We start from the raw sequence: 18839 nt of genomic DNA, 5'->3' as shown, positions 1-18839 counted from the left end.
GCAGGCCCTTCTTGCAGGGATCGCGCCACTTGCTTGCGTCGATCGCCTAACCCGGGCGATTTCGGGCATGTCACCGGTTCCATCGTGACGCACCGTGCCCTAGGATCGACCAATGGCAGGCAGCAGCGACCTCTATTCCCCCGTCATGTCCGACGCCCTGGTAATCCTGGGCGCGGCGGGCATCGTGATCCCCGTGTTCAACCGCTACCGCATCACGCCCGTGATCGGCTTCATCCTTGTGGGCCTTCTGGTAGGTCCGTTCGGCCTTGGGCGGCACGTGTTCGACCATCCCTGGCTGTCGTACTTCACCATCACCGATCCGGAGGGGCTGGAGCTCTTCGCCGAGTTCGGCATCATCCTGCTGCTGTTCTCGATCGGGCTCGAGCTTTCCTTCGCGCGGCTGTGGCAGATGCGGCGCATGGTCTTCGGGCTGGGGTCGCTGGAACTGTTGGTGATCGGCGGCTCGCTGACGTTCATCCTCGCCGCCATCGGCCAGAGCTTCTCGGGCGCGCTGGCGCTGGGGCTGGCGCTGGCGCTATCGTCCACCGCGCTGGTGCTCAAGATCACCGAGACGACCACGCCCGTGGGCCGCGCGGCGCTGTCGATGCTGTTGTTCGAGGACATCGCGCTGGTGCCGATCATCTTCCTGCTCGGCGCGCTCGCCCCGCATGCCGGAAGCGACGGCGTGGGAGAACTGCTGACCACGCTGCTGTGGGGCACGGTCGCGCTCGGCGCGCTGCTGATCCTTGGCCGCTACCTGCTGCCTCCCCTTTTCGCACAGGCCGCCCGCACCAAGAGCCCGGAACTGTTCCTTGCCGCCAGCCTTCTGGTGGTGATCCTTGCCTCGCTGACTACCGCTGCGGCGGGCCTTTCCCCCATCGTCGGCGCGCTGGTGGCCGGGCTCCTCATCGCCGAGACGGAGTATCACTCCGAGGTCGAGGAGATCATCGAGCCGTTCAAGGGCCTCGCCCTCGGCGTTTTCCTCATCACCATCGGCATGAGCATCGACCTCGCGGTCGTCTGGGACGGGCTCGCCTCGATCCTGATCGCCACCCTCGTCGTGATCGTGCTCAAGGCGGTGGTGACCGGGCTCATGCTCCGGATCATGGGAGCACGGCGCGGCACCGCGACCGAAACCGGCATCCTGATGTCGAGCCCGTCCGAGACCACGCTGATCGTGCTCGCCGCCGCGACGACGGCGCAGTTGATCCAGCCCGGCACGGCGCAGTTCTGGCAGATCGTCACGGCGCTTGGCCTCACGATCACGCCGCTGCTTGCCTATGGCGGCAAGATCATGGGCCGCCGCGTCGATGCGGCGGACGCCCCGCAGCACGCCCCGGTCGAGGACGAAAGCCGCCCGCGCACGCTGATCGTCGGCTTCGGGCGCGTCGGGCATCTCGTCGCCGACATGCTCGCCCGCCATGGCCGCCCCTATCTCGCGATCGACAGCGACACCGACCTTGTCGCCAGTGGGCGCAGGCGCGGCTACACGGTGGCGTTCGGCGATGCGGCGCGCGGCGATGCGCTGCTGCGCCTGGGGGCCGGAGAAGCCGCCGCCGTCATCATCACCATGGACGAGCCGGTCGCCGCCCAGCGCATCGTGCGCAAGCTGCGCACGCAGTTCCCGGACCTGCCGATCCTCGCCCGGGCGCGCGACGCCGATCACGCGGCGCAGCTCTACCGTGCGGGCGCCAGCTACGCGGTGCCCGAAACGCTCGAAAGCTCCCTGCAGCTGAGCGAGGCGGCGCTTGTGGAGACGGGCGTGGCGGTCGGCCCGGTGATCGCCTCCATCCACGAAAAGCGTGACGAGTTCCGCGAGATGATCATGGAGCGCGGCGGGCTGGCGGAGAAGCCGTCGCTGAGATCCGGCCAGCTGACGCAGGAGCGCGCCTGACGGGCCGTGCCTCACCCGCCTAAGCGGGCACGTCCGGCCTGGAAGGTGACAGTGGCGCCGCCGGCGAACCACAGTCCGAAAACCGTCCAGAACAGCATGAACGGGGCCGTCACCGGGTCCAGCGGATAGCGCGAGGCGAGCCATGCCGCGCCGACGAGACCGGCCGTGCACAGCAGCGTGTACCAGGGGAAGCGCGCCGCAGCCCCGGTTTCCGGAGCGAGCCGCCAGTGCTGGCGGCGCTGACCGGGCTCCGGAGCCCAGACGGCGGAAGCGAAGACTGCGAAGGGGTACAGCAGGAACAGCGCACCCAGGGGCGCAATCAGTTCCAGAACCGGAAGGTAGTCGTTGAAGCAGGCGTCGAACTGCCCATCGAACGTGGCGCCCCTGCACAGGACCCGGTGCTTGGCCGCACCGCCGAACAGAGGCATGAGCGAGGAGCCGAGCCAGAGGCCGCAGCCGGTAAAGGCGAGAGCCTTGCGGAGCCCCTCGCCCATGACTATCCCGCCAGCGCCGCCCGGACGGCCGCGATGGCGTCGGCCGCCCTGGCGCCATCCGGGCCGCCGCCCTGCGCCATGTCGGCGCGGCCGCCGCCGCCTTTGCCGCCCAGGGCCTCGACGCCCTTGCGCACGAGGTCGACCGCGCTGACCGTTCCGGTGAGATCTTCGGTGACCGCAGCGGCGATGCTGGCCTTGCCCTCGTTCACCGCGACGATCGCCGCCACGCCCGAGACCAGCCGCTGCTTCGCCTGGTCGAGCAGACCGCGCAGGTCCTTGGGGTCGAGCCCTTCCAGCACCTGGCCGGAGAACCTGATGCCGCCCACCTCCTCGTCCGCGCTTTCCGCCTTTGCTCCGCCCGAAGCGCCCGAAAGCGCCAGCGCCTTCTTCGCTTCGGCGAGTTCGCGCTCAAGCTTGCGCCGCTCGTCCAGCAGGGCGGCGACGCGTGCTTCCACTTCGTCAGGCGTGGTGCGCAGCAGGCTCGCTGCGTTCTTCAGCGCATCCTCGCGGCCGACCAGCCACTGGCGCGCGCCTTCTCCGGTCATCGCCTCGATGCGGCGAACGCCCGAGGACACCGCGCTTTCCGAGACGATGCGGAACACGCCAATGTCGCCGGTTGCCCGCACATGGGTGCCGCCGCAAAGCTCGACCGAATAGGTACGCTCACCCGAGAGGCGGCCCATCGAGAGCACCCGCACCTCGTCGCCGTACTTCTCGCCGAACAGCGCCATGGCGCCGGCGCCGATCGCGTCATCCGGCGTCATCAGGCGGGTCAGAACCTGTTCGTTGGCGCGGATCTCGGCATTCACTTCCGCCTCGATGGCGGTGATGTCTTCTGCGGTCAGCGCCTTGGGATGCGCGAAGTCGAAGCGCAGGCGATCGGCGGCGACCAGCGAGCCCTTCTGCGTCACATGGTCGCCAAGGCGCTTGCGCAGGGCCGCGTGCAGCAGGTGCGTGGCAGAGTGGTTCGCGCGCACCGCATCGCGCCGCTGCGCATCCACGGTGAGGTTCACCGCATCGCCGACCCGGATCGTGCCCGCTTCCACCTTGCCGCTCATCGCATGGAGGCGGCCCAGCGGCTTTGCCGTGTCCAAAACCTCGATCTTCAGACCGCCCGGGCCGGTGATCGTGCCGCGATCTCCTTCCTGGCCGCCCGATTCGCCGTAAAACGGGGTCTGGTTGGTCAGCACGACGACCTCTTCCCCGGCGCCGGCCGAGGCAACCTCGCGGCCGTCCTTCACCAGGGCGACGACCTGGCCTTCGCCCGTGGTGGCGGTATAGCCGGTGAACTCGCTGGCGCCTTCGCGCTCTGCGATGTCGAACCACACCTCGCTGTCCGCCGACTGGCCCGAGCCCTTCCAGGCTGCGCGGGCGGCAGCTTTCTGCTGCGCCATGGCGGCATCGAACCCCGCCTTGTCGACCGTGATGTTGCGCGAGCGCAGGGCGTCCTCTGTCAGGTCATAGGGGAAGCCATATGTGTCGTAGAGCTTGAACGCGGTCTCGCCGGGAAGCTCGCCGCCCTCGCCCAGGGAAACGGTCGCCTCGTCAAGCAGCTTCAGCCCGTTCGAGAGGGTGCGACGGAACTGGATCTCCTCGCGCTGCAGGGTCTCTTCGATCAGCGGCTGCGCGCGGCCGAGTTCCGGATAGGCCTGGCCCATCTCGGCGACGAGCGCGGGCACCAGGCGGTGCATCAGCGGGTCGCGCGCGCCCAGCAGGTGCGCGTGGCGCATCGCGCGGCGCATGATGCGGCGCAGGACATACCCACGCCCCTCGTTCGAGGGCAGCACGCCGTCGGCCAACAGGAAGCTGGTGGAGCGCAGATGGTCGGCGATGACGCGGTGGCTTGCACGGCTTTCACCCTCGGCGGCCACGCCCGTCAGGCTTTCGGATGCCGCGATCAGGGCCTTGAACGTGTCGATGTCGTAGTTGTCGTGCACCCCCTGCATGACCGCGGAGATGCGCTCGAGCCCCATGCCCGTGTCGATCGAGGGCTTGGGCAGGTTGCCCACGATCTCGCCCGCCATCTGCTCGAACTGCATGAAGACGAGGTTCCAGATCTCGATGAAGCGGTCGCCGTCCTCTTCCGGCGATCCCGGAGGGCCGCCCCAGATGTGGTCGCCGTGATCGAAGAAAATCTCGGAGCACGGGCCGCACGGCCCCTCGTCGCCCATCGCCCAGAAGTTGTCTTTCGTCGCGATGCGGATGATCTTCTGGTCGGGCAGCCCTGCGATCTTCTTCCACAGGTCGAACGCCTCGTCATCGGTGTGGTAGACCGTGACGAGCAGCTTTTCGGCGGGCAGGCCCCATTCCTTCGTCAGCAGCGTCCACGCATGGGTGATCGCCTGCTCCTTGAAGTAGTCGCCGAAAGAGAAGTTGCCGAGCATCTCGAAGAACGTGTGGTGGCGCGCGGTGTAGCCCACGTTGTCGAGGTCGTTGTGCTTGCCGCCTGCGCGCACGCACTTCTGCGAAGAGGTCGCACGCGCCGTCGTGCGCGTTTCAAGGCCCATGAAGACATTCTTGAAAGGCACCATGCCCGCATTCACGAACATCAGCGTCGGATCGTTGTAGGGAACGAGCGGCGCGGACTGGACCGCCTCGTGGCCATTGCTGGCGAAGTAGTCGAGGAAGGACCGGCGGATTTCGTTCGTCGTCTGCATGATCCGCGCCGATAATCCACCCCGCGCGCGGCGGCAAGCGCTTGTCTGCGGTCAGACTGTTCGGGAATCGCGATAAGATGGAGCCATCTCCCGTGCGCGGCCCGTGTCGAGAGCTGTCGCACGGCCTGTCGTGGCGGGCTGAGCGTGCCGTGTGCGAACGGCTGCGTCCGTTTCGGCGGCTGCCTGGTTGCATCGCCGCGTTCGGGAGCTCGCCTGTGCGGCTCGGCTATGACCGATCGATCTGTTCGCTGACAGTCGCTCTTTCTGGAGCGCGCCGCTCGACCGCTCGCATCCTGTGTATTCAGCGGAAATGCGCCGCATAGCCGGTACGGGGTGGCCGTCGCGGGAATGACGAAAGCTGCGGCTGGGCAGAACTCGGCGTCGCTGGGAAGTGGCGCCGTCGCCATGGTGGCCTGGGAAAAAGGCCTCAAGTTGAGGAACGGACCGGCGCGCCTGTCGTTATCTTGAGTGAAGGCCGGCGCGCCTGCCCCCTCCACGGTGCGTCGGCCGACTTCCCAAAATCGTTGAAGCAGGCCTGTTCGGCAAGTGACCGGCAAGCCCGTCCGATTGCCGTTGATACAGGAAAGCCCTGGTGCATGCACCGAAGCTTTCCGTTTAGCGCCACGCCGCGCGGCGTGTTTAGATATCATCTTCGTCGGAAGGGCCCGCCATCATTTCCTCGGCCAGACCTTCCGTCTTTGCACGGATGGCCTTTTCCAGCCGCTCGCACACTTCCGGGTTGGCTTTCAGATACGTCTTGGCGTTTTCGCGACCCTGCCCGATCCGCACGGAATCGTAGCTGAACCAGGCGCCCGATTTTTCGACGATGCCGGCCTTGACGCCAAGGTCCAGGATCTCGCCGATCTTGGACACACCCTCGCCGTACATGATGTCGAACTCGACCTGCTTGAAGGGAGGAGCCACCTTGTTCTTGACCACTTTCACGCGCGTGGCGTTACCGACGACCTCGTCACGATCCTTGATCGCGCCTGTGCGGCGGATGTCGAGACGCACCGAGGCATAGAACTTGAGCGCGTTGCCGCCGGTCGTCGTCTCGGGGTTGCCGTACATGACGCCGATCTTCATGCGCAGCTGGTTGATGAAGATCACCATGCAGCGCGAACGGCTGATTGAGCCGGTGAGCTTGCGCAGCGACTGGCTCATGAGGCGGGCCTGAAGGCCGACGTGGCTGTCACCCATTTCGCCCTCGATCTCGGCACGCGGGACCAGAGCTGCGACAGAGTCCACCACGAGCACGTCGATTGCATTGGAGCGCACGAGCGTGTCGGTGATTTCCAGCGCCTGCTCGCCCGTGTCGGGCTGCGAGACGATCAGTTCATCGATATTGACGCCCAGTTTCTTGGCATAGACCGGATCGAGCGCATGCTCGGCATCGATGAAGGCAGCCGTGCCGCCCATCTTCTGCGCCTCGGCGATGCAGTGCAGCGCCAGCGTGGTTTTGCCCGAGCTTTCCGGGCCATAAATTTCGATCACGCGGCCGCGGGGCAGGCCGCCCACGCCGAGTGCGATGTCGAGCCCCAGCGAACCGGTGGAGATCGCTTCCACCTGCATCGCTTCCTTCGAGCCCAGCTTCATCGCCGAACCCTTGCCGAATGCCTTGTCGATCTGGGCCAGCGCTGCTTCGAGCGCCTTCTGACGGTCCATCGCGTCCTTTTCCTTGCCTTCCTGGATCAGCTTGAGCTGAGCAGCCATGTCTCTTCCCCTGTGCTACCGGGCTGACCGGAAAGGTCAACGTCAACGCACGTCATGTACGACCTTTGTTCCACGAGAACAAGAGGGGAACTTCAGCAGATTTCCGTTTTTTAACGCCGGTCGCTGCCCGAATCGCCCTGGGCCATGCGGGAGAGAACTTCCCCCACTTTTTCTGACAGCTGCTGCACCGAGAACGGTTTGGGCATGAACCAGGCGTTGGTGATGCCGATCTGACGGCGCAGCTGCTCCTCGGCGTAGCCCGACATAAACAGCACCGGCAGGTCGGGCGCGAAGCGGCGGATCTCGCGCGCCATGGCCGGTCCGTCGAGCGTCGGCATGACCACATCGGAGACGACGAGATCGAACCTGCCCCCTTCCTGCACCAGCTCGAGGCCCTCCTCTCCGTCGCGCGCGCAGGTTACCTGATAGCCCTGCCGGGTCAGCGCGCGTTCCGCGACGACGCGGACCGGGTCTTCGTCCTCCACCAGCAGGATCGAGCCGCCCCCCGCCCACTGGCTTGGCGCAGGCTCGGCCTTGGTCGGCGCGATCTCGGGCGCCGAGCCGGGAGCGACATGGTGTACCGGCAGGTAGACGGTGAAGCGCGTGCCCTTGCCCGCCTCGCTCTCGGCGAAGATGAACCCGCCAGACTGCTTGACGATGCCGTACACGGTGGAAAGGCCGAGCCCCGTGCCCTTGCCCTGTTCCTTGGTGGTGAAGAACGGCTCGAAGATCTTGCCCAGGATCTCGGGCGGGATGCCCCCGCCGGTATCCTCGACAATGAGCGCCGTATATTCGCCCGCCGGGATAATCTCGCTGCGCATAGCACGCACGTCGGTCGTGGTGATCTTGCGCGTGGCCAGCACCAGCCGGCCCGCACCGTCGCCCCGGCCCTGCATGGCGTCACGCGCATTGACGGCGAGGTTGACGATCACCTGCTCGAGCTGCGTCGGATCGGCGCGGACAGGGCCAAGGTCGCGATCGTGGCTGACGACGAGCTGGATTTTTTCGCCGATGAGGCGGCGCAGCATCTGCGAGACGTCGGCCACCACATCAGGCAGCTGGATCACTTCGGGCCGCAGCGTCTGCTGGCGCGAAAAGGCGAGGAGCTGGCGCGTCAGCGAGGCAGCGCGGTTGGAGTTGGCGCGGATCTGCTGGATGTCGTCATAGTCCGAATCGCCCGGCGTATGGCGCATCAGCATGAGGTCGCAGGTGCCGAGGATTGCGGTCAGGACATTGTTGAAATCGTGCGCGACGCCGCCTGCGAGCTGGCCCACCGCCTGCATCTTGGTGGCCTGCGCCACCTGGCGCTTGAGGCGGATCTCCTCGGACGTGTCGGTGAGGCCGAGCAGCACGGCCGCCTCGCCAAGGCCCCGTACGCCCGCGAGGCTGAGCGAAACCGGATCATCGGGCTGGGCGGAGAGGCGGACCGCTAGGTCGCCCGCAGCGGTGGGCCCTTGCGCGAACCGGCGTATGGCTTCGGACAAGGCGCGCTTGTCCTCCTTCACGACGAGATCGGTTGGGTAGGTCGGCGGCCCGTGGCCTTCGTGCCCGGCCGCCCGCATGAAGGCGGGATTGGCGAACAGCAGCCTTCCGTCGCGGTCGGTCATGGCGAGCCCGAGCGGCAGCTGGCTGAGCAGCGCCTCGAGATGGGGCGCGGAACCCGCGCCGCACCCGCTGGCGCCAATGCCCTGCCCCGCTTCGACCACCATCATGAGCGAAGGCGTGATCGCCGGATCCGGCTCGCCCGCAGCGTCCGGATCGGCAACGGGGACGTGATAGAGCACGAGCGCGCCGCCGCGCCCGGCATCGCGAGCCCAGCCGATGCGCTCGCCCTCTTCCTGGCTGAGCAGCGCGACGAAGTCGGCCCCGGTCATGTCGGTGGCCGGATCGCCCGTTGCGCGCGCCGCAAAGCCCGCACTGGCGGCGCGGATCGAGCCGTCCGGATCGACCAGCGCCGCGGCAATGCCGGCCTTCGCAAGTGCGCGCCCCATCTTGCCGTCGAGCTGGACCACAAGCTCCGCCACCGGATCCGCCGCATCCATCGAGGAGATTCGCCAGACGAGGAAATCGTCGCCTCGGCCGGCGCGGCGTACGTCGGCGCGCCAGTGATGCCCTTCCTCATCGAGGATCTCGGCAGTGCCGTGGCCGTCGCGCCAAGCCCGGCGCGTGGCGTCGGCCAGCCGCTCGAGCGAGGGGTGGGCGACCGGCAGGCTCGGCGGTGCCGCACCGGCGCCGAACCAGCTTTCGAAGCACGCGTTCGCGCAGGTCATCCGCCCGGCGCGGTCGGTCACCGCGACGGCCATGTCGGTCCGGTCGATCGCAGCGACAGTGACGGACCAGTCAGGCTGCGCGAAATCGGTTTCCGCAGCAGGCGCGCGCCGACCGGCCAGAACATAGGCCACCGCGCCTACTGCGAGCATGACCGCCACGAACACCGCCATGAGCACGGCATCGCCCGAGACCAGCCAGACCAGCAGCGCGCTTGCCAGCAGCGCTCCGCCCACCACCGTCAGGTCGGACCCCGCGCGGGACAGCCCTTCCGCCCGGCCCGTCGCCGCCTTCATGGGGCGCTGTCCGGCGTCTGCGCATCGGCCCGCACGGGCCGGACGCGGCGCGCGCGATGCTTGCGCCCGATCCACCAGCGCCAGAACCACATCGACAGCAGGTATCCTAGCGCGGCGCAGACGACGGAGATCACGAAAAGGCCGATGATCAGCGCGGGCGCGGCATCCGACAGCAGCCAGCCCGCCCACTCCCCCACACCTGCGCCGCTTTCGTAAAGGGCGTAGAAGGTGGACAGGTCGGCGTGATAGCCCAGCTGATTGCCCAGCCACAGCGAGGCGGCCAGGATGAACGGCGTCGTCCCGGGATTGGACAGGAAGGTCATTGCCGCCGCCACCGGGATGTTGCCCCGGAAAGGCACGCACATCAGCGCGGCGCCGACGATCTGGATGCCCGGGATCAGCGCGAAGATGCCCACCAGCAGGCCCACGGCTACTCCGCGCGGAACCGAGCGGCGGGTGAAGCGGAACAGTTCCTGCCGCCTTGCGAGAGGCGCGGTGAAGCGATTCGCCTCGAGCTGCTCGTGCGTGGGCATCTGGCGGTGCAGCCAGGAGGACAGGCGCGACAGCATCGTGCTCACGCGCCGCTCACCCGTGATCGCGCATGATGCGGGCCTGGTCGCGCTTCCAGTCGCGGTCCTTGATGGTCTGGCGCTTGTCGGCCGCGTTCTTGCCCTTGGCCAGTGCCAGTTCCACCTTGGCGCGGCCGCGGCTGTTGAAATAGATCGAAAGCGGAACCAGCGTCATGCCCTTGCGCTCCACCGCGCCCTGCAGGCGGGAGATCTCCCGTTCGTGCAGCAGCAGCTTGCGCGGGCGCTTGGGCACGTGGTTGAAGCGGTTGCCGTGGCTGAACTCGGGCACGTTGGCGTTGACCAGCCAGCACTCCCCGCCGCGAATCTCGGCGAAGGATTCGACGATCGAGCCCTCGCCGAAGCGGAGCGACTTCACCTCGGTGCCGGTCAGCGCGATTCCCGCCTCGAACTTGTCCTCGATATGGTAATCGAAACGAGCCTTGCGGTTCTCGGCGACGGTCTTTGCCTTGTCGAAGACGGAGTTTTGGGGGCGTGCCATGGTCGCTTCCATGTAGGGACATGCGCGGCAAAAGAAAACGCCCCAATGCCCCGCTTTCGGACGTGAAATCGCGCAGCCGCGCCGGACGGTCGGATTGCGGCGAGGGCCGATGGGCGCCTGGAGCACCCGCCCTGCGCTCGCCCCCGCCGTGCCCGACCTGCGGGCCCCGAGGATGACACGGATTTAACTCCGTATTCGCGCCAAATCGCGGCAACGCGACTTGCGGCGGCGCACCGGCTGGGGAATACAGACGCAGTTGTTCGGGGGAATTACTTTGACGATTGGATCGACCTGCCGCTCCGGCCTGACCGGCGCCTTGCTGCTGCTGACGCCGTTTTCCGCAGTTGTTGCTGCCCCGCCGCCGCCTCCGCTCGATGCGTATGGAAGCCTGCCCGAGGTGGAGGATGTCGCCGTCGCTCCCGACGGGCAGTCGATCGCGCAGGTCCTCCAGAGCAAGGACGGCCGCCGCATCCTGGTCTCGAAGGGAGAGCAGGTGCTGATGAACGCCGCATCGGGCGATCACAAGGTGCGCGCGATCGAGTGGGCGGACAACGATACGGTCCTGCTCACCACCAGCAACACCGTCTCGGTCTATGGCTATGCGGCCAACAAGTACGAACTGGCGGGGACGACCATCCTGTCACTGCGGCCGGGCGGCGAATCCGGGCTCGTCTTCGGCAAGTCCCGGGAAGTCGCTCCCACCACGCGCGGCCGTTACGGCATCCGGACCATCGGCGGCCGCACGATCGGCTACTTCGGCGGCATGTCCCTCGACACGGACGGCAAGACCGGCTCGCGGCTCGGCACGGGACAGGTGCGCAATGGACGTACCGCGCTCTACATGGTCGACATCGGCACGAACCGCCCGCGCGAGGTCGCGCATGCGCCGGAGGCGGGCCATCACCGCGACTGGCTGGTCGATGCGGCCGGCAACGTGGCCGCCGTGCTCGACATCGCGGACGCGAACGGCGACTGGCGGATCACCCTGCCGGGCAGCCGCGAACTTGCGCGCGGCGTCGATCCGACGGGCGACGTCAGCCTTGTCGCCCTCGGCAGCGGCGGCACCAGCGTAATATACGGGATCGAGGACGAGGACGGCGCGCAGCGCTGGTTCGAGGTGCCGCTCGCGGGAGGCGAGCCCAAGCCGTTCCTGCACGACGTGGGCGTCGAGCGGATCTTCGTCGATCGCAGCACCGGGGCAATGATCGGCTACCGGGGTGCGGGCGAAAAGCGCGAGACGGTGATGGCCGACCCTGCGCACCAGAGCGCTCTGTCCCGCATCTTCAAGGCCTTCGCCGGCCGCGAGACGGACCTGATCGACTGGACGCCGGACTTCTCCAAGGTCGTCGTGCGCACCTCGGGCAGCAAGGACAGCGGCACCTGGTACCTCGTGGACGTGGCACAGCGCCGGGCCGACATCATCGCCGACGAGCGGCCGGCGATCACCGCCGAGCACGTGGGCCCCATCTCCACGATCGACTACACCGCTGCCGACGGGCTCAAGATGGATGGCGTGCTGACCCTGCCCCCCGACCGCGAGGCGAAGAACCTGCCGGTCATCCTGCTGCCCCACGGCGGCCCCGCCGCGCATGACACGCCCGGGTTCGACTGGTGGGCGCAGGCCTTCGCCTCGCGCGGTTATGCGGTGTTCCAGCCCAACTTCCGCGGCTCCACCGGCAGGGACGATGCGTTCCGGCACGCCGGAGACGGCGAGTGGGGCCGCAAGATGCAGTCCGACATCTCGGACGGCCTTGCCGAACTCGCCAGGCGGGGGATCGTCGATCCCGCGCGCGCGTGCATCGTGGGGGCGAGCTACGGCGGTTATGCCGCGCTCGCGGGCGTCACCCTGCAACAGGGCCTCTATCGCTGCGCTGTCTCGGTCGCCGGGGTTGCGGACCTCAGCCTCATGTACCGCACCGACCTCCGCGAGAGCGGCAATTCACAGATGCTCGGCAAGGTCCTGCGCGAACAACTGGGGGATCCCAAGGGCTATGCCGAAGTTTCGCCCCGGCGCCTTGCCGCCCGTGCGGATGCACCCGTCCTGCTCATCCATGGCAAGGACGACACGGTCGTGCCGTACAACCAGAGCCTCGTCATGGCCGATGCGCTGAAGGACGCCGGGCGGCCCTACGAACTAGTGGCTCTTCCCGGAGAAGACCATTGGCTCTCGCGCGCGGAGACCCGCAAGCGCATGCTGGCCGAGACGATGCGCTTCGTGCAACAGCACAACCCTCCGAGCTGAGGCAGGCTGCGAGGCTCCGCCGCCGCGTCGGAAGCGGTCTCGGCTCGGGTCCGGGTAGCTTGCCTGATGAGCCGCGGTCGCTCCTTATTCGCAGGGCCGGTTGTCGACGAAAAAGTCCATCATCGCGCCGACCGCGTTGCCTTCGCTGTCGGCCAATTTGAACACGGGATACTCGTCCCGTCCATGGCCCGCGTGTACGACGATGGCGCAAGTGGCGCTCGCGTCGCCGTCGGGGGCACAAAGTCGGGCCGCATGTCCGCTGGCACAAGACTCTTGCAAGCCGAACACGTCCGCCAGTTCGCGTGACCAGTTCCCGGAATGAGCGCCTGCGAACCGCTCTGCCTTGCCGGGCGCTGCGAAGGCGATGGCGTGGGCTTGCACCCAGAGTTCGGCCCCGTGTTCGTCGGTGAAGGGCTCGATCATGGCGACGTTTCCTTGTCCCGCCAGCAGCAGGAAGGCGTGCGAGACGTGCTCCTCGTAGTCGTATGTCTTCTCAGACCCGAGGTGCGCCACCGTCAGGACGACCTCGTATCGACCGGGCGCAACGCCCACGTTCACGCCGTTTTGCGGCGAGTGGGCATCGAGGATCGCAAGCAGGCCTTCGGCCAGTTCGATGCTGCCCGCCTCCTCGCGCCGGCTATTGGCCATCGTCTGGTTCCAGGCCTCGCCCATGCGCTGCGTCCAGTCGGGATCGGGTCGGACCCGGAGCTGGACGAGCGGGTCACGCGGCGACTGGACGAGGGAAGCGCCTTTCTGGCGCTCCACCGCCGCGACGTCATCGCTCCCCAAGCCAATGCGGGCGGCGAGTGCCCTGAACTGCGACCACATCTGCCTATTCCCCCTTGCGCACGCGCGCGGTGCCACTGCCACGGCAGAGTCGCTAGCCTGGGAATGTAAGTATAGCAATCGCCGCCATCGATGATTGACTTTCCGAACCATATAGGTTATACGCTCCGGCATCCGCTCCCTGAGGTACACAGGGCAAGCGGATCATCGGGCCGGCGCCGGGGGTATGAAAGCCCACCTGTGCCCGCACCGGAAGGGTTCACGAGCCGTCCTTCGAGGCGGCAGGGTCCAGGGCAAACGGCGCGGCTCCCGATAAGAGAGCGCTTCCCCCCAGACCTGTGGAGCCGGCACCTTATCGCGAGCCCGCGTGCCGGATCCGAGCCACTTTCGCTGAGGGTCGAGCTGGACTGTTCCTGTGCTTTCCAGCCGCTCGCAAGGCGCACACGCTTCGGCGACCCCCAACCGGGCCGCCCCCGAACGCCGGCCCGATACCCATCAAGGGTACCAACGCCAAAGCGCATCCTCCCCGGCATAAGGCCCGCACTCGCCAGCGGGCATATTCGCGTGCCTGCCTTGCCCGTGGCGACACGATCCCCTATTTCGACAGCCGTCCCGCGCGCAGGGGAGCGGTCCTGCGCATCACCGCCGGCACCTCGGTAGTCCGTCGGCGGCGGGGCCTTTCCCTTGCCTAGCAGCCCAAAGGCAGCTGGTCTGCGCCTGTCCGTCATAGTCGAGCCGACCACGACATGGTGTTCCAAGCTCTGCAGCACGATCCCGTCTGCCGCCCGGGCGTCGTCCTGCCTCGATAGGCTTGTTCCCGCCCGTCCGTGATGCTCAGCCCGGCAGCGGTGGCGGGACGGCGGCTCCTGCTTTTCACCGCTCGCTGAACGCAGGCAGAGGCGGCCGGCACGTCCATCCTTGCGATGAAAGCACTGCCGCCCCAGACTTTTAGAGCAGCCCGGCGTGGACCAGCGCAGCGTCCACCGCCTTGCGCGCCTTCTCGCCGCACGGGACTAGGGGCAGGCGCAGTTCGTTCTCGATCCAGTCGTGAACCTGCGCCAGCGCATACTTGCACGGCCCCGGAGAGCTGTCCTCGAACATGGCGTAGTGGAGCGGATAGAGCAGGTCGTTGAGACGGCGCGCTTCTTCCAGGTCGTTGGCGGCGCAGGCCGCCTGGAACTCGGCGCAGAGCTTCGGCGCGACGTTTGCCGTGACCGAGATGCAGCCCACGCCCCCCGCCGCGTTGAACGGCAGCGCCAGTTCATCGTCGCCCGAAAGCTGGCAGAAATCCTTGCCGATCCCCATCCGGTGATCCGTGACGCGCGAAAGGTCGCCGCTGGCATCCTTGATGCCGATGAAGCGCCCCGGGAAGCGGCGCGCCAGTTCGCACACCGTCTCGGGCAGGAGGTCGGTCACCGTGCGCCCCGGCACGTTGTAGAGAACGATCGGCAGGTCGATGTTCTCGGCAAGGTAGCCGAAGTGGGCGAGCAGGCCTTCCTGGCTCGGGCGGTTGTAGTAAGGCGCGACGAGCAGCGCGGCGGCGGCACCGCACTTCTTCGAGAAAGTCATGTGCAACAGCGCGTTCATCGTATCGTTGCTGCCGCAGCCCGCGATGACGGGAACGCGGCCGGCCGCCTGCTCGATGCAGACCTCGATCACGCGGTGATGCTCTGCATTGGAGAGGGTCGAGTTCTCGCCGGTGGTGCCGCAGGGCACGAGGGCCGATGATCCCGACTCGATCTGCCAGTCGACCAGCCGCCTGAAGGCTTGCTCGTCGAACGCTCCGTCGCGAAACGGTGTGACAAGCGCGGGAATGGAGCCGGAGAACATGGACTTTACCTCTGGTGATGTTCAATGATCGCCTGACCGGGGAACCGCCCCCGCGCCCGAACGTCATGTTCAGCGCCTGATAAGGAGCCTCTTTCCAAAATGTCCAGCATGTTGCGCCTCCCCCACCTGCTGCTGAGCATTTCTCCGGCAATATTCGCAGTCGCCATGGCCGCTCCCGCCTCCGCCCAGTCGCAGGACGGGCGCGAATGGGACGCCGCCCGCGCGCAGTCCATGCAGTCGCACGACATGGCGGTGCACCAGTCGATCGACCGCTGGAAGCTGCTGTCCACCAACGATCGCATGGGATTCGCTGCCTATTCCGGCTTCCTGCTGAGCTATCCCGGCTATCCCCAGCAGGACAAGATCCGCGGCTATGCGGAAAAGGCCCTGCTGACCGAGGCGCCCGACACCGGCTCCGTCATCGCCTACTTCGATCGCTACGCGCCGCTCACCAGCAAGGCGGCCGGCCGCTATGCCGTGGCGCTGACGACGATGCGGCGCGCCGATGCGGCCACCAACGCCCTTGCCGCATGGCGCAAGGGCGGGCTGATCCCGGTGGACGAAAGCGCCCTGCTTTCGCTCTATCGTGGCCAGTTCACCACCGCCGACCACGACGCGCGCATGGACGCGCTGCTCTGGCAGGGCGAAACCGCGCAGGCGGAGCGGCAGATCTCGTTCGTATCCGCCGCTCGCCGGGCCGAGTTCATGGAGCGGCTATCCCTGCTGCAGGGGCAAGCGCCGGGGACGTTGGGAGTGACGCTGCCCGCGCAGATCTCGTCCGATCCCGGCTATGTCTACAACCGCGCGGTTCAGGCGCGCCGCTCGGGCAATACCCCCGGCGCGGTGTCGCTGCTGGCCAACCGTCCCCCGCTCGCCCGGCCCGTGCCCGAGCAGGAACTCTGGGTGCGTGAACTCCTGACCGCCGCGCGCGCCGCCGATGCCGGCAGCGCGGTGCGCATCGCCTCCTCGATCGACGACGGATTCACGCCCGGCACCGACGTCAGCCGCCTGTCATACCGCGTGCGAGACGACTACACCTCGCTCGTGTGGCTGGGCGGCACCAAGGCGCTGTGGTCGCTGGGAGAGGCGCGGCGCGCGGCGCCCCTGTTCTACCGCTACGGCGCCGCCGCGCAGACGCCCGGCACTCGCTCCAAGGGCTTCTACTGGGCAGGCCGCGCGCTGGCGATGGCGGGCGACACGGTAGGCGCCAACCGCTACTTCGAGATGGCGGCGCAGTATCCGCAGTACTTCTACGGCCAGCTTTCGCTCGAGCGGCTGGGACGCCCGATCCCCAATCTCGACACGCGCCCGACCGCGCTGCCCAGCCCCGCGCAGCGCGCCTCGTTCGCCAGCCTGCCGATCACCGGCGCGGTGCGCGACGTCGCGCGCGACGCCGACTGGCGCACCGGCGTCCAGTTCTACCGCGAGATCGCCGACCAGGCGCAGACGGCCGAGGACCACGTCCTCGTCGCCGACCTTGCCCGGCAGATCGGCCGTCGCGACCTTGCTGTGATCCTGGGGCAGAGCGCCCATGCCGACGGCTTCGAGGAGTTCGGCCAGATCTCCTTCCCGCTCGTCCCCACGCCTGCCGGCACCAACTGGACCATGGTCCACGCGATCGCGCGGCAGGAGAGCCAATTCGCGCAGAACGCGCTCAGCCATGCGGGAGCGAGCGGCCTCATGCAGCTGATGCCGGGCACCGCGCGCGAGCAGGCCGGCAAGATGGGACTGGCCTACGACCAGTCCGCGCTCGTCACCGATCCGGCCTACAACATCCGCCTTGGCGACGGGTACTTCGGCCGGATGATGGATTATTACGGCGGCGCCACCCCGCTGGCGGTCGCCGCCTACAACGCAGGGCCCGGCAACGTGAACAAGTGGATCCGCGCCAATGGCGACCCGCGCACCGGCGCGATCGACTGGATCGACTGGATGGAGCAGATCCCCATCTACGAGACCAAGAACTACGTCCAGCGCGTGCTGGAAAATGCCGTGGTCTATGAAACGATGTACCCGGGCCGGGCCAGCTATACCGGCGCCAACAAGCTGACCCGCCTCATGCCCGGCAAGCGCCAGCCAGGCTGAGATCGGGTTCCATTCCCCGCGCCGTGGCCTACAGGGCGGGCGCGGGGAAAGGCTCCTTCCGGGCGCGTCAGGCCAGCCGGTACAGCGCGCTCGCATGGGGGGCGAGGCGGGTCACCAGCCTGCCCTGCACCGGCCCGAGGTCGCGCCGTTCCCACAGGTCGCGCACCATTGCCTTCGCGCCTGCGCCGACAGTCGCAAGCGGCACCGCGATCTCGCGCGGGTCCTTGCCCATGTTGAACACCGCGAGATAACGCGAGGCGCCGTCCGCGCTCGCGGCCGACCAGACCCTCACCCCGTCCTCGATGAAGTGCGGGCGATTGTCGCGGCTAGCCTGGTTGACCGCCAGAACTTCGGGATTGACCAGCAGCGCCAGCGTCGCATCGTCGAGATGGCGCAGGTCACCGCCCATGATAAGCGGCGAACGGGTGATGGACCACAGGCTCATCAAGGTGCGCTGCTCGTCCGGCGTGAAGCGGGAGTTGCGCTCGCCCAGCGCGAGACGGCCGAGCGGAAGCATGTCGGGATCGGGCCACGAGCCTTCGCTGCGGAACGGCGTCCAGTTCTCCAGCCGGGTGAACTGCGCCTCGAGCTGCGGCCATTCGTCCCAGAAATCATCGGAGATGCGCCACATCTGCGCATGGCGGCGCACATGATCGCCGCGCAGGACCGGCGTCTCGCCCGGTGAGAGGCTGAGCACCATCGGCCGCCCGCAGCGCGCGATCGCCCTGGCCGCTGCCTCGATCTCGGGCTCGTGCGCGTCGTAGGGGCGGCTCATGTCGTCCATCTTGATGAAATCGACGCCCCACGAGGCATAGAGGCGGAACACGCTGTCGTAGTATTCCTGAGCGCCGGGCTTCGTCATGTCGACGCCGTACATGTCCGGGTTCCACGAGCAGATGCTCGAAGTATCGGCGATGTCGCGTGCGCGCACGCTCGTGCCCAGGATCGGCAGGTTCAGCTTGACGGCCTGGCGCGAGATGCCGCGCATGACGTGAATGCCAAAGCGCATCCCCATCGCGTGGATCCGGGCGGCGAGCGGAGCGAAACCCTTGCCGCCCCGCGCCGAGGGAAAGCGATTGGGCGCCGGCACCAGGCGGGCATGGGCATCCAGCGCGGGCACCGGGTTCGCATTGTAGGTGTAGCTGCTGGCCTCGGGCTCGTACCACTGAATGTCTACGGTGAAGATGTCGTAGCCGGCGGGAAGCAGCTTCTCGCGCATGATCGCGGCCGTCTCCAGCGCCTGCGCCTCGGTGATGGTCCCGGCAAAGCTGTTCCAGCTGTTCCAGCCCATCGGCGGGCGGGGGGCCAGCCTGGAGGGCGAGAGCACGGCCGCGCCGACGGGAGCCGAACCCGCAGAGGAGGAGGTGGACGGCGCCTGCGCCTGCGCGCCGGGCGCTAGGCCGGCAAGCGATGCTCCCACCGTTGCGAGAAGGGCGTTGCGGCGCGAAAAATCCATGACTGTCGTGTCCTCTCCAAAGGTTCTTGCCGCCAGTTCTTGTCGGACTA

At 67.6% G+C, this 18839-nt stretch carries 12 protein-coding genes; 3 read left to right on the top strand and 9 right to left on the bottom strand.

Going from position 1 to position 18839, the window contains the following annotated elements; all coding sequences use genetic code 11:
* The first annotated feature begins 112 nt into the window (after nt 1–112).
* Nucleotides 113–1894 (top strand): cation:proton antiporter domain-containing protein, encoded by a 1782-nt coding sequence (locus tag GR702_RS14755; protein WP_160986655.1) that lies wholly within the window; start codon nt 113–115, stop codon nt 1892–1894.
* Nucleotides 1895–1905: 11 nt separating this feature from the next.
* Here GR702_RS14755 and GR702_RS14750 read toward each other — a convergent pair whose 3' ends face one another.
* The 6 genes from GR702_RS14750 to smpB all read right to left on the bottom strand — a co-directional run bounded on the left by GR702_RS14750 (nt 1906) and on the right by smpB (nt 10390).
* Nucleotides 1906–2388: a hypothetical protein gene (locus GR702_RS14750; protein WP_160986654.1), complete on the bottom strand. Its 483-nt coding sequence runs from the start codon at nt 2386–2388 to the stop codon at nt 1906–1908.
* Nucleotides 2389–2390: 2 nt separating this feature from the next.
* Nucleotides 2391–5045, bottom strand: a complete 2655-nt coding sequence (gene alaS, locus GR702_RS14745) for an alanine--tRNA ligase (RefSeq protein WP_160986653.1) — start codon at nt 5043–5045, stop codon at nt 2391–2393.
* Nucleotides 5046–5684: 639 nt separating this feature from the next.
* Nucleotides 5685–6758, bottom strand: coding sequence for a recombinase RecA (gene recA, locus GR702_RS14740; protein WP_160986652.1), 1074 nt, complete (start codon nt 6756–6758; stop codon nt 5685–5687).
* Nucleotides 6759–6868: 110 nt separating this feature from the next.
* Nucleotides 6869–9322: an ATP-binding protein gene (locus GR702_RS14735; protein WP_160986651.1), complete on the bottom strand. Its 2454-nt coding sequence runs from the start codon at nt 9320–9322 to the stop codon at nt 6869–6871.
* A complete protein-coding gene (locus tag GR702_RS14730) occupies nt 9319–9891 on the bottom strand; it encodes a DUF2062 domain-containing protein (RefSeq protein WP_160986697.1) in 573 nt (190 codons plus the stop codon). Before GR702_RS14730 ends, GR702_RS14735 begins: the two co-directional genes overlap by 4 nt.
* Nucleotides 9892–9907: 16 nt before the next feature.
* Nucleotides 9908–10390 (bottom strand): SsrA-binding protein SmpB, encoded by a 483-nt coding sequence (gene smpB, locus GR702_RS14725; RefSeq protein ID WP_160986650.1) that lies wholly within the window; start codon nt 10388–10390, stop codon nt 9908–9910.
* Between the two features lie 274 nt (nt 10391–10664).
* Between smpB and GR702_RS14720 the strand changes: the two genes are divergently transcribed.
* Nucleotides 10665–12632 carry a prolyl oligopeptidase family serine peptidase gene (locus tag GR702_RS14720; RefSeq protein WP_202408285.1) on the top strand — a complete coding sequence of 656 codons (1968 nt, stop codon included), beginning with the start codon at nt 10665–10667 and terminating at the stop codon, nt 12630–12632.
* An 84-nt stretch (nt 12633–12716) separates the two neighbouring features.
* Here GR702_RS14720 and GR702_RS14715 read toward each other — a convergent pair whose 3' ends face one another.
* Nucleotides 12717–13460, bottom strand: coding sequence for a hypothetical protein (locus tag GR702_RS14715; protein WP_160986649.1), 744 nt, complete (start codon nt 13458–13460; stop codon nt 12717–12719).
* A 906-nt stretch (nt 13461–14366) separates the two neighbouring features.
* Nucleotides 14367–15248 carry a 4-hydroxy-tetrahydrodipicolinate synthase gene (dapA, locus tag GR702_RS14710; RefSeq protein ID WP_160986648.1) on the bottom strand — a complete coding sequence of 294 codons (882 nt, stop codon included), beginning with the start codon at nt 15246–15248 and terminating at the stop codon, nt 14367–14369.
* Between the two features lie 99 nt (nt 15249–15347).
* Here dapA and GR702_RS14705 point away from each other — a divergent pair, with 99 nt between their 5' ends.
* Nucleotides 15348–17333 carry a lytic transglycosylase domain-containing protein gene (locus tag GR702_RS14705; RefSeq protein WP_160986647.1) on the top strand — a complete coding sequence of 662 codons (1986 nt, stop codon included), beginning with the start codon at nt 15348–15350 and terminating at the stop codon, nt 17331–17333.
* A 67-nt stretch (nt 17334–17400) separates the two neighbouring features.
* Here the strand turns inward: GR702_RS14705 and GR702_RS14700 are convergent, their stop codons facing one another.
* The gene (locus GR702_RS14700; protein WP_160986646.1) at nt 17401–18789 is read right to left on the bottom strand and encodes a glycoside hydrolase family 27 protein; all 1389 of its coding nucleotides are present in this window, start codon (nt 18787–18789) and stop codon (nt 17401–17403) included.
* Nucleotides 18790–18839: the final 50 nt, after the last annotated feature.

Origin of the sequence: Novosphingobium silvae, from assembly GCF_009856825.1 — a bacterium.
Taxonomy (GTDB): Bacteria; Pseudomonadota; Alphaproteobacteria; order Sphingomonadales; family Sphingomonadaceae; genus Novosphingobium; species Novosphingobium silvae.
Note: the sequence above shows the minus strand (reverse complement) of the source record. Positions and strands in the feature narration are given on the sequence as shown.

What these genes read in the sequence shown, in the direction of transcription:
- GR702_RS14755 (WP_160986655.1), top strand. Translation starts at nt 113, where the DNA reads ATGGCAGGCAGCAGCGACCTCTATTCCCCCGTCATGTCCGACGCCCTG.
- GR702_RS14750 (WP_160986654.1), bottom strand. Translation starts at nt 2,388, where the DNA reads ATGGGCGAGGGGCTCCGCAAGGCTCTCGCCTTTACCGGCTGCGGCCTC.
- alaS (WP_160986653.1), bottom strand. Translation starts at nt 5,045, where the DNA reads ATGCAGACGACGAACGAAATCCGCCGGTCCTTCCTCGACTACTTCGCC.
- recA (WP_160986652.1), bottom strand. Translation starts at nt 6,758, where the DNA reads ATGGCTGCTCAGCTCAAGCTGATCCAGGAAGGCAAGGAAAAGGACGCG.
- GR702_RS14735 (WP_160986651.1), bottom strand. Translation starts at nt 9,322, where the DNA reads ATGAAGGCGGCGACGGGCCGGGCGGAAGGGCTGTCCCGCGCGGGGTCC.
- GR702_RS14730 (WP_160986697.1), bottom strand. Translation starts at nt 9,891, where the DNA reads ATGCTGTCGCGCCTGTCCTCCTGGCTGCACCGCCAGATGCCCACGCAC.
- smpB (WP_160986650.1), bottom strand. Translation starts at nt 10,390, where the DNA reads ATGGCACGCCCCCAAAACTCCGTCTTCGACAAGGCAAAGACCGTCGCC.
- GR702_RS14715 (WP_160986649.1), bottom strand. Translation starts at nt 13,460, where the DNA reads ATGTGGTCGCAGTTCAGGGCACTCGCCGCCCGCATTGGCTTGGGGAGC.
- dapA (WP_160986648.1), bottom strand. Translation starts at nt 15,248, where the DNA reads ATGTTCTCCGGCTCCATTCCCGCGCTTGTCACACCGTTTCGCGACGGA.
- GR702_RS14705 (WP_160986647.1), top strand. Translation starts at nt 15,348, where the DNA reads ATGTCCAGCATGTTGCGCCTCCCCCACCTGCTGCTGAGCATTTCTCCG.
- GR702_RS14700 (WP_160986646.1), bottom strand. Translation starts at nt 18,789, where the DNA reads ATGGATTTTTCGCGCCGCAACGCCCTTCTCGCAACGGTGGGAGCATCG.